Here is a 7785-nt window from a genome sequence, read left to right as displayed (position 1 = left end):
CTCCCCGCCGTCACGACACCATCCGTTGGCAGAACGGCCTGAGCAGAGACCTGGGCAGCCGCGGAGGGCGCGATCAATGGCAACAGGGCCACCCCCATCACGCCATACATGCTGCTGGACGAGAAGAGCGATGCTCTGAGTACACCCGTCGTCTCTTTCAAATTTGCCCGCGTCATCATCAACCTCATTTATAAAATTTATTCGTAGTCGTATTATTTAACAGAAACAGGAGCGCTCGCATTTCGAAGTCGTCGTAGCTCTCAATTTGGGAGCCCCATGCGCCATCCCCTATTTTAGATTCCACACGCGCGGAGAGCCTCCCCCTCATGAAAAGTAGAAATTCTTCTGTTACATCAGCCCGAACACGCAGACTCGCACACAACTCCGTGGACAAACTGATCAGTTCTTTCAGAAATTCTTCCAGAAGGTCATCAGAATCACGGGTCGCCCCCTCCAACACCCTTACAATCGCCCTCCATTTGGGGAGCTCCTGCTCGACGAGCTCGGAAAGGGTGCCAGGGTCAGGCAAATCATTATACCCGCACCCCGAGGACGATGAGCCTCCGCACTGAATACACCTTGGGCCATGGAGACCCGCAAATCGGCACGGCTTAAAATTGGGGCTTTCCCGCGCACTCAGTTGCTTGCTCACTGGAACACGTCCTTTTTGGGGGCCAGGCGGAGACATCGGACACTCACCTTCTAGGCTGCGAACTATCTTTTCGGATCGCTCGTTGTTCATTGTCTTTCGCATCGGCCCGGTCCCATCTTATTAAAAGCTTCACCGATCTAAGTGCAGACCGTCCGATTTTTCTGGGAGAAGCCGTCAGCCAAACCCTAATGGTGCGGACAGATCAGCAACCTTTTCATGGCAAGCATATCAAGCAGCGGCCTGAGTCTTTGGCCTGCTCCGCTTGGTTTTATCCTCCTGAACCATCGAGCTTCGGACCAACCGTTCCAGATTCTTCAATGAAAAAAGGTGAGCATAGATCAAAGCAAGCGCGCCACTACTCACCAGTTCCAATACCTTGTCGTCCTCCAAGGTCTTGAGCTTTTCACCGGAAATGGTCTGAAAGCCTCGGAGCACAGTTGGCTCCTTACCTGGAAGCCTAACGTCAACTTGCGCATCCATAAGCAAGTCCAGCTCCACAAGAGTCTCCATATAGCGCCTGGTTTTTCGAATTCCCAATTCGTAGGCGGAGCAAAATTCAAGGATGCGCTGGGTTCTGGAGCTGGGCTCACCATCGACGAAGAGGTTTCCTTCGTCGCTCTCGCAAACACTCTTGCTGGATGGATCAAAGCAGAGTGAGAGTTCGCTCGCACCTTGCCGCGCGAACGCCAGAATAAATGGGTAGCGGCGCATATAGGCGGGAATGTAAGTCTCCGGCCTCCACTTGCCCTGAGCAGATACGAATTGATTGTGCTGTCCTGGAAGCCCAGTCAGCGCAACCGGCATTGGCTGATCGTCACGGCTAAAAACAATAGGATAATCCCTCTGCGCCGAGGAGAACTCGTCTGTTATCAACATGACGGCCGCCTCATCAGCCGCAAAAGCATAGTCCTTTCTTCCATCGAACCTATACTTTTCGTGAGCCTTGCTGAATAGCGGGGTCACCGAATTGTAGAATGCGGGGAGAGACGCCGCCTGCGGGTCTGCTTCAACTTGATTATCTTTAGTCATTGCTCAGTCCTTTCTTTTTCTACACAATCAGGAATCCAACGCCCAAATCCTATTACGCTCGCTCATCACATCCAGCGCCTCGCGAAACCCAACGAAAGAGAGCGGCAGAGTGATAAGGTCGCCGTCGGCAGACACCATGACCAATGCGCCGGCAACCTCAGCCTTGAAAGCCGTCATGTCATCCGCACGCATCACATTTTCGACGTAGCACCCATCCCGGTCGCAACGGGCGAACTCAATGTCTTTCTTGGCGTACTCTCCATCTACGATAATAGCTGCACCTGCCGGCAGGAAAACGCCCAGGGGTGCCTTAATCAGCACACCGTAGGTATCTTCCGTTCCTGCATAAGCGATCGAGAACTGCATCACTTGCGCACCAGTCTCACGATCGGCAACGGCCTGCGCCATATCACATGGCGGCAAGCCAGCGTGGTCGGAGCATCGCACCACCCAATCTCCAAACTTCTCTGTGTCGGCTGAAGACAGCTCAGCAGATGCCGGAAGACCTGTTACGAGTAAGGAAGCGGATAACGCGAGAGTCGCCGTTAATGTTTTTGCCGCATATCTCATTTTTTTTCCTATCTTTAGTTGAGGGTTTTCGAATTCTTGGACAAGCCTAGTCTGCCGCATAGTCAGCCCTCATGGTCGCCCAAGCCAGATTTCGCTCTGTCACCGCCTCGATGGCCGCGTCCAGTCCTCTGAGTGAGATAGGCACACGCCGTAATGACCCATCAGCCCGCACCGTGGCAACGAAGGCGCTATCCGCTGCCGTCAAAGCGAGAATTTGATCAGGATAGAGAATATCAATACCGACGCACTTGCTCGCATCACAGGATGAGACAACATATTCAAAATCTTTTTCGGCATTCAGGCGCATTACAATACCGGCAGACTGCTGAGTATCGGCCGGCAAGCTCATATGCATGCCAAATACATCCCGATCGCCCGCATATGCCAACGCTAACCGAAGAACCGGCACCTCACCGCCTCTCTCAAAGACGGCCTGGACAATTTCACATGGCACGATACCCTGCGCCTCTTGATCTGAAACGCACATCAGCACCCAGTCACCAAATATTCGCTCGTCATGAGCCTGCAACGGCGAAGCGCTTGCAGAGAGTATCGCCATTCCTAGCGCAAGGATCGCCAATGGCGCGAATCTCAATGATTGCGTCACGCATCGCTCTCGCCTGAAAGATCCTCCCGATTCCATTCGCACGCCTGAAAACTCCATTCCTACGATTACTGACGTTTAGTTGTGATCATCGCCAACACAGCTTCACCTGCCTGTCGCTGCCATCAACTCGGTCCGAGTCTGGCTCAGCCCACCCCTCTTTCGAGTTGAAGGATCGAGTCGAACCTATTACTAAAGGTTAACGGCGATATGCACTAAACTCCATTTTGGAGCTAACTCAGGGATCGGACTAAGTATTGGGCAATAGTGGGTGAGTGCTCTCTGCCGCGACTGGAAAGCAAGCCCTACGTCTGCTCGAATAACTACAGGGATTATCCTCATAAGAGCTGATGCAGGATTAGGCTCCAGCTTCACTCAAGACGACATTATCTTCGCGCAAGGCATTGAATCCGAAATGAACCATATCGTTTTCAGTAGGGAGCTTTAGAGCACCGGCAGGTCACAGGATCAGCGCACTCTTCGCTAGACGGACGATACATCACTCGCTGCAAAAGCGCCTCGCCAACAGTGCTTAGCGCCTCACCATGGAAGGCGGAAGCATGAACACCGGCACCTTAAACCACCGGACTAGTCATCTGGTGGGTCATCCGTAAAAGACAGACAAGGCGCAGACCAACTTTCCACGAGGCCTGACGTACCGCCGCTTCCCATATCTTTAGCAGAAGCATCCAGCACGAAGTAGACCTCGCACTATTAGAATCGCTTACTGAGACTCGCGTTGAGTTTGAAGTCTTCGTCCAAGACAACACCGGTCGGTGAGCCCAGGGCCCACCCCCCCTCGACCGCGGCACTTACTGAATCGGTGACATGCAGACGCATCCCGAGGCCTGCTGATGCACCTGAGCGCTCACGCAGCTGACCTGCCTCAAGCTGCCCCTTTTGCCAAAGGTATCCACCATCGCCGTAACCATAAAATTGCGCCTGAATAGGACCTACGCGTCCATCCCAGCGCATTTCACCAAAGCCGAGTGCGCATTGCTCTCCGCTCAGAACGCCCGAATCATACGCCCGACCAAAACGGCGCCCCCCGTAAGCACACTCAGAACCGCTGAATAGTCCGCCCGGGCCAAACATTGCCTGACCTCTTAACCCGACCTGCATAGAGACACTTCCTGAGAACACATCCCAAAGCGGCTGTGTGCGCTGGAGATCTAGATTAATATTAGTGTATTCAAGTTGACCATTTGCCCGGCTATTACCCTGAGCACCAAATATATCCATTCCACGCTCGGCCCCAACACGAATATAGTTGATAGCTCGAGCTGAGCCAGCGAAGTCATAGGCGAGCGAGACCTCTGCTGATCGGAGACGATCATCTACTAACGTATCCGCAAGAATTTCTGATCGGGAATTGTTGGCAATCAGAGCTCCCTCAAGAGTGAGGTTCTGCGTTCGCGACCGGATCAGCGGGAAGCGCATCCAAGCTCGACCACGCTTGGTTTCTCCTAAATACTCCAGTGCAGTGAGGAATGCATCATCCGGTTCGCTATTCGAATAGCCGTACGACGCGCCAACCCGTAGGCCATTGTTGCCAATGCCTATAGACCCCTCTCCGGAAGCGCTCCAATATGCATCTTGCGTGAAGCTCTTCCACCCCGAGATACTGAATTGATCCGACCCCGTGAGCACACCGGAAACGGATGCCGTGACACCGCCTGAATCGCGATTGAATGAGTCCGGCAAATAGTTATTGTAGTCTACAGAAGCGCTCAACGGTTTGATGTCTCTGATGTCTACTGCCAGAATGGCCCCTCCCGGGGTTGTCGAAGGCGCCAGAGTGGTTCCAACCTTCAAGCCCGGAAGATCGTTGACGAGCAGTATACAGCGTTCGAGATCCGCCGTCTTCAATGGCCCGGAGCCGACCAGCCTAGAGAGAATGGCTTCAGCCCTGTGTCGGCTAACCTTGGCGGAGAACTTGTCGCTCTTTGCTTCCGAAAACTCAATTTTGTCGATGAAACCTTCCACAACGCGGATGTTTACGATCCCGTTCTCGACATCCTGCTCAGGAACAACGGCAAAGGACAACGCGTATCCCGCCTCCGCATACATACTTGTTATGGCGTTGGCAAAGCGGAAGATATCTGCAACGCTAGCGGTCTCACCGTCCGTTAGTGTCCAAGCTTGCAGCAATTGATCATCGCTGAACTCAGTTGCCCCCTCAATGCGCATTTCCCGATACACAAAAGTTACCTGGTCAGCATTATCCGGAGTCAGTGTCTCGCGTTTCAGCGGCACGGACTCCTGTGGAGTCGACCGAATCTCGGGAGCCTCTTCCAAGTTACCCTGCAAACGGCTCGGATCAAGAGTCGGTGGCAACTCACCTGGACCACCTTCAAACCGGGTCATAGACACCGGCCCTGTCCGCTCAAGCGGGTCGACAGAAACACCCGAAGAAGACTGAGCCACCGCCGGAGCAACAAGCGCGACCCACAGCGCCGTCCACCGAACAAGATCCTTCCGCACACGCCCGCTACACCCGCCCAGACTGACCTCTCGTCCGGACCCGCTCATCATGCTAAGCATTTTCCGCACTCCTCTAGAAATACTTCGTTTCAACTAGAGAAAATCCGCTGGAAGTTACTAAGAATAACTAAGACAGAACTCCCATTTACTCCGCCCCGGAGCATTCTTCGAATACAGAGCACCATTTCAGATAAGAATCTTTTCGGCCACCGGTGAACTCGCACAGAATCGACTGAAATATCTCATGAATTAAAAATCCTCCGTGTGGCGAATGCACCGGTCAATGCGGTGTATTACTTCTCCAAAATGGAGCAGAGCGTCGAGCAGGCTGGCAATGCGCAGCCAGGAACACTGGAAAAGAAATCGCGCACATAGCTTAATGGTGCTCACTAGCGTATGCGCATTCGCCTAACACTTAAGTTAAACACTTTCGGAGCGAAATGCAGCTCCCTCCTGCCTTTATGCGAGATACAGGCCAACGGCAGAACATTGCCAGGGCCGCAGCCCTTCCCCGCGTGGCCCTCTAAGGCCGCTACCGAGAACTCGTCTGTGCTCAGCTCATCATAGGTGATCGCGGCTACGGTACTTCAGAAGCGATCCAGATCGCCAAGCATGTTCACTGTGCACGCAAAATTTATAACGCAGAACCGACGTAATAGACGTCTTCTGAACGACCTAAATTCACCTTCGGCTTCATTTTCTTATAAACCAGACCTTTATCCTGGTCTTCACCTGCACCCCAGTAAGATCTATCCTGAAAGGATGCCGCGACCTGACGGGAGCTCCCTGATAGCCCCTCCTCAGCTGCCGAGCCGAACAGGAACTCATCGAGACCCTGGTCACCGCTATCGGAAGTGACAGATACGGCAACCTGACGAGCGCTCCCACTTCCATCAGACATCAGAATTACTTCATCGGAAGGATCAGTATCGAATGTAAAGTCATCATATGAGGGACGAATAAAATCGGGCTCTTGCGACAAGAGGCCAGCAGTTGAAACCGAACTGTTTTCTTGTGTAGCCTCTGCGGTCAGGCCTCCCAACATCTCTACAAGCAGTTGGACATTTGCCACCGCCTCACCTAACGGGTTTTCACTTGCAAAGGCATCTGCAGTGATGACATCCACGTTCGCATCTACACTTTGAGCAGGGTCCGCCGCAGCGACAATGTCGCTAATGGGGCTAGATGCTGTTAGCCCGGCCGTAACTGTCAGCGTACCATCTACATAGGTGAATTCGTAGTTTGGCGCAGAAGCTCCATCCGCAAATATAGTATACGCACCAGGGGATGATTCCGCCGTCGCGTCCGTCTCGTATGATAGTCCGCTAACGTAACTTTCGTCCTCACCAGGAACGAACCCCGTAATTTGAGACTCGAATACCGGGTTAGGGTCATTTTGGCTTCGCTTAGCATCAAGTACATTCACCGTCAGCAATGCCGGGACTATCGCGACGGTAAGGTCATCTGGCAATACGACATCATAGTTCTCGCCATCGACACCCGTCAGGGCAAATCCGGACAGGCTGACCAACTTGTTGTCTCCAACATCCTTGTCGGCAACAGCTCCAACACCATAAGTAATATTCACGTCATCGCCGGGCAGAACATCCGACAGAGATCCAGTACGGTTGATATCGACACTTGTCGTCGCATCGTACGCCCGGCTCTCAGCCGTCAGCCCGGTCAGATAAAGGGTGGCCTTGGTAATGTCCGCGTTCAACCCTTCAGGTTGGACCAAAGTGTAGTTTGTCTTTTCAGAACCGGACAGTTCATAGCCACTCACCGTCACAGTCTTGGCTTCACCCACATTCTTGTCGGCAAACAAAGCACTGAGACCCGCAGTTTCCAGTACGACCGACTCCTCATCGGAAGCGATGACACCTTCCAGGGTGCCGCCCTGCACAGAGGCTATCCGCGTAGCATCATAGACACGACTATCTGCAGTCACACCCATGATCGTCAGCGTCTTCTTCGCGACATCAACCGTTAGACCTGTTGGCTGGGTCAGGACATAATTGTCCTTGTCCATTCCCTCCAGCGTATAACCGCTCGCCGTAACCGTCTTGCCAAGACCGGCATTCTTGTCATCCATCTCGCCCGTCGCGCCGCTCACATTCAGCGTCACGCTGCCGGCAGTCATATCTGCAGCTACAACGCCGTCCAGCGCCCCGCCCGTCAGGATGACACCCGTCAGACCATTATAGATACGGTCATCCGGCGTCAGAACGCCCGTAATCGTCAGCGTCTTCGCCATGATCGTCCCCGTCACATAGTCCGGGTCCTCGATCCGGTAATTGGACGCCTCAGCGCCAGCAAGGCCGTAACCGGACGCCATAACCGCCTTGTCCTGGCCCACATTCTTGTTCGCAAACAAGCCTGTCGCAGGACGCACCAGCGTCACATCATCCCCAGACACAATGCCGCCGCCCAGCGTCCCGCCCAACAG

5 protein-coding genes are annotated in these 7785 nt (G+C 53.6%); all 5 read right to left on the bottom strand.

Annotated features, from left to right (window positions below):
• Positions 1 to 880: 880 nt before the first annotated feature.
• Entirely contained in the window at positions 881 to 1681 is an 801-nt protein-coding gene (locus HY29_RS15330) for a SapC family protein (RefSeq protein WP_051601611.1), read from the bottom strand.
• Between the two features lie 27 nt (positions 1682 to 1708).
• A complete protein-coding gene (locus HY29_RS15325) occupies positions 1709 to 2251 on the bottom strand; it encodes an invasion associated locus B family protein (RefSeq protein WP_162176743.1) in 543 nt (180 codons plus the stop codon).
• Positions 2252 to 2297: 46 nt separating this feature from the next.
• On the bottom strand, positions 2298 to 2858 hold the full coding sequence (locus tag HY29_RS15320) for an invasion associated locus B family protein (RefSeq protein WP_162176742.1): 561 nt from the start codon (positions 2856 to 2858) through the stop codon (positions 2298 to 2300).
• A gap of 711 nt (positions 2859 to 3569) precedes the next feature.
• On the bottom strand, positions 3570 to 5222 hold the full coding sequence (locus tag HY29_RS15315; protein WP_162176741.1) for a ShlB/FhaC/HecB family hemolysin secretion/activation protein: 1653 nt from the start codon (positions 5220 to 5222) through the stop codon (positions 3570 to 3572).
• Positions 5223 to 5973: 751 nt separating this feature from the next.
• On the bottom strand, positions 5974 to 7785 hold a 1812-nt coding region (locus HY29_RS19405; RefSeq protein WP_034798526.1), incomplete at its 5' end, for a YDG domain-containing protein.

It is taken from the genome of Hyphomonas beringensis, assembly GCF_000682755.1.
GTDB classification, from domain to species: Bacteria; Pseudomonadota; Alphaproteobacteria; order Caulobacterales; family Hyphomonadaceae; genus Hyphomonas; species Hyphomonas beringensis.
The sequence above is the reverse complement of the archived record's forward strand: the minus strand, read 5'-3'. Positions and strand labels throughout refer to the sequence as shown.